We start from the raw sequence: 3,519 nt of genomic DNA, 5'->3' as shown, positions 1-3,519 counted from the left end.
CTGAACTGGCTTAGCAGCGAGTTCTAAGGCGAGTCTTTGTTCAATCGAAGGCAGCATAAATCCAGACAATAAAAAGCAATCAAGGCGCAGATGATACGCAATTTGTGTATTTGCGCCAGTCTTGACAGTATGAAAGAGTGCGGGTAGACGAATAAAAAATACAATAAATGCACCTAATGATGTTATCTTTTTTATATTTTTTGTGGCGGATTATTTTTGAAATCGCTGATGTTGTTGTGTGTCGACAATTTTTGAATTGGGTGGGGGCGACTAAACGCGATCTTTTGACATTTTTTAACTTGTACGTGCCTATCGTCTCGGATAGACTTTCCGGTGAGTAATTGTAGTTGTCATGCGATTTCGGTCCTATTGATTGAAGTATCCCGAGGCAAACCCGTCGAAATGCGGGGACGCAAAGCCACCGGCCTAAAGCGCATTGCGCTATGGTAGCGGGGTTGCCAAGTTGGTGAGATTCGTCACTCTGACGGTCTTGTAACTTGATAAGCAGTACGCCTTGGCCAACATAAAGCGATGAACATTATGGCGTACCACCGTGTTTCCCTTCGTAAATCCACCGCACTATTCTCAAGTGCAACCCTGACGCTGCTGCTATCTGCTTGCGGAGGTTCGACGAGTCATACCGATGCTGTCAGCGCACCGCAGTCAGTGTCTGCCCCAGCGGATGTGACGACAGGTGTTTTAGTGTTTGGCACAGCTAATCCGTCAGAGGCCGGCAGCGCAGCTGTCACAATGCGGCCAACCTACCACCTAGCGCCGATGCTTCCTGAACCGCCAGATGGTTTGGATGCCAATGGTCAGTCGTTATCCAGCAGTCTGCCACCTAAAATGAAGTTGATACCTGAAGAATACAGGAATGTGCAGACGAGAGAGTTACCGATTGAGAAATTGAAGAGTGCTGTGACATTGCAAAGTGCCAGTACGACTGCCGCTGGCACTTACATCGCTACATATTCTCCGGCGCAAGTACGGGCGGCTTACACACTGCCAACCCTGCCCTCTACGTTCGCGAACTTGACCGCTGCACAATTGGCGCAATATGGTGCTGGACAGACTATTTATGTGATCGATGCGTTTGACGATCCGATGGTTGCGAGCGAATTGGCTGCATTTAATCAATTGTTTGGTCTTCCAAGTTGCACGACACGGACGCTGGCGACCAATGCGAAGCTGCCGCTGGCTGCACCGAGCAGTAACAGTTGTGATTTCTATAAAATTCAGAGTACGTCTACCGGTACGATGACTGCGAGCGCGCCAAGTTATGATGCAAATTGGGCAGTCGAAATTGCCATGGACGTCCAGTGGGCGCACGCCATCGCACCGCTTGCACGTATTGTGTTAATTGAGTCTCCTAATGCGACCTTCCCCGCGATGACGGGTGCGATTCAATTGGCGAACCAGATGGGATCTGGCGTGGTATCCATGAGTTTCGCGACCGCTGAAGGGAGCTTTGCTTTAACGTCAGATAGCAACTTTCAAGCAAAGGGCATGAGTTACTTCGCTGCTACTGGTGATAGCGGCGAAGCAGTGAACTGGCCCTCCGTGTCTCCGTACGTGGTTGGTGTTGGTGGTACCACAATGACTTACAGCGGATCCGGTAATCGTTCGGAAGTTGTATGGTCAAAAACGGGTGGTGGTGTGAGCGCTTTCGAACCAACCCCAAGTTATCAAAATAATAAAGTGCCAGGGATGCAGAATTACGGCAAACGCGCGGTTGCAGATGTCTCTTTCAACGCGGATCCAAACTCTGGGCAATATGTGGCGGTAATTCCGAATCAAACCACGTGTAGTTTCTGTCAAGTGAGTTGGGTAACAGGTGGGGGAACCAGTTTGGCTACACCTCAATGGGCTGGATTGACAACCATCGTAAATGCAATGCGCGTTCAGAGTGGCAAAGCAGTGTTGGGTGATCCACATGCGGCACTCTATACACAGATTGCGAGTGTCGCAGGGACATATTCCTCGTTATTTTCGGATATCACTTCCGGCAATGACGGTACTTGCTCAGTCTGCTCCGCAACGAAAGGCTACGACATCGCCACTGGCTTGGGGACACCTAACGCAGCGAACTTTATCAATAACCTGACTGGTTTGACGGTGTCTTCTGCGCCTGCAGTAAGCGGTGGATACTCAATTAGTGCCATCGCTGGAAAAGCCGTGAGCTTCAACGTCAGTGTGACGGGCAGTACTTCGTACAAGATGAGTTTGCAAAATGCTCCTGCGGGAATGACGGTATCGAGTAATGCGGTAGTGAGTTGGCCGAATCCCGTTGCAGGAACCTTTCCAGTGAATGTGGTAGCGACAGACACGAAATCGGGTCTTTCTGGTCAAGGTGTATATACCGTGTTTGTTGCGGCAAGTAATCCGCCAGTGGTAAGTTCTGGTACCCAAAGCGGTACTGCGGGTGTGGCAATGGCCTTCCCAGTCAATGTTACAGACGTCAATCCGACAACGCTGACACTTTCTGGTGCGCCAAGCGGTATGTCAATCAGCTCGGCAGGTTTAATCAGTTGGAGCAAACCGGTTGCAGGTACTTATACCGTAACGGTGACAGCACGTGACATGATGAACAATCTGACAGGTAACGGTGTGTACTCTGTGATCATTAACAAAACTGCAGGGCCTGGTGTGAGTTCTGGTAACGCGGCTGGTAGCGTAGGTACTGCTTTGAATTTTGCTGTGACCGTATCTGATACCAAACCTTTCACATTATCGTTACCTGGCGCACCAACTGGTATGACGATTGACACGAAAGGGAATGTCACTTGGCCGGCGCCAGTTCAGGGGACATACAGCGTTTCTGTCGTCGCCAAGGATACTGCTACAGGCTTAGTCGGTACGGGAACGTACGATATTACAATCAGTAAAACGGGTGGTTTGAGTGTTGTTGGGACTGGATTGACTGGCAAGGCGGGTGTGCCACTCTCGGGGACGATTCAGATCAATGACTCAACCTCCTCGGTATCTGGCACAGGTATTGGTGGTATGCCTGTGGGAATGAATGTATCGGGTGGGATTAGTAAATACTCTGTGACATGGAATAATCCAGTGGCGGGCACCTACTTACTGCAAGTTTTTGCTTCAGATGCAGCGCAGAACAATATCTCTGCTAATTTGATCGTCACAATTACCAATTGATCGTAGTTGCAGGTTTGAACGACATTTGATTTCGTTGTTCATATGCAGTGAGAGAAATGCAGTTTGACGAAAGCGCCTTGGTGGACTACCCATCGAGGCGCTTTGTTATTTCTACGTATCATGTGCTGCATTTCTGAATGGAACCGAGAGACGTTGGACAAAGCAAAACGATATCACTGCTTGTTGCAAGTAATAGGGGGAGGGGCACTCAGCGTGACATGTTTTGACTGCCAAGCAAAAGGGAACGCATCGTTACCCACCCTTGCAGCCGGTGGCGTATTAGCACAATGTGGGTTGCTCTCTTATGTGGCATTTGGATGTGGATTGAATGAGCGAAATGACCAGTGACCTTGGTCCTTCTTG

At 49.4% G+C, this 3,519-nt stretch carries 1 protein-coding gene and 1 riboswitch; the gene reads left to right on the top strand.

What is annotated here, in order from left to right; translation table 11 throughout:
- Nucleotides 1-377: 377 nt before the first annotated feature.
- Nucleotides 378-463: riboswitch (cyclic di-GMP riboswitch) on the top strand.
- Between the two features lie 68 nt (nt 464-531).
- A complete protein-coding gene (locus AC1W8Y_RS14910) occupies nt 532-3,156 on the top strand; it encodes a peptidase S53 (protein ID WP_482015281.1) in 2,625 nt (874 codons plus the stop codon).
- Nucleotides 3,157-3,519: the final 363 nt, after the last annotated feature.

The organism is Jezberella sp. (genome assembly GCF_964834465.1).
The sequence above is the reverse complement of the archived record's forward strand: the minus strand, read 5'-3'. Positions and strand labels throughout refer to the sequence as shown.

Bases quoted from the DNA above. Each gene is read 5' to 3' on its own strand.
- AC1W8Y_RS14910 (WP_482015281.1), top strand. From the start codon at position 532: ATGAACATTATGGCGTACCACCGTGTTTCCCTTCGTAAATCCACCGCA.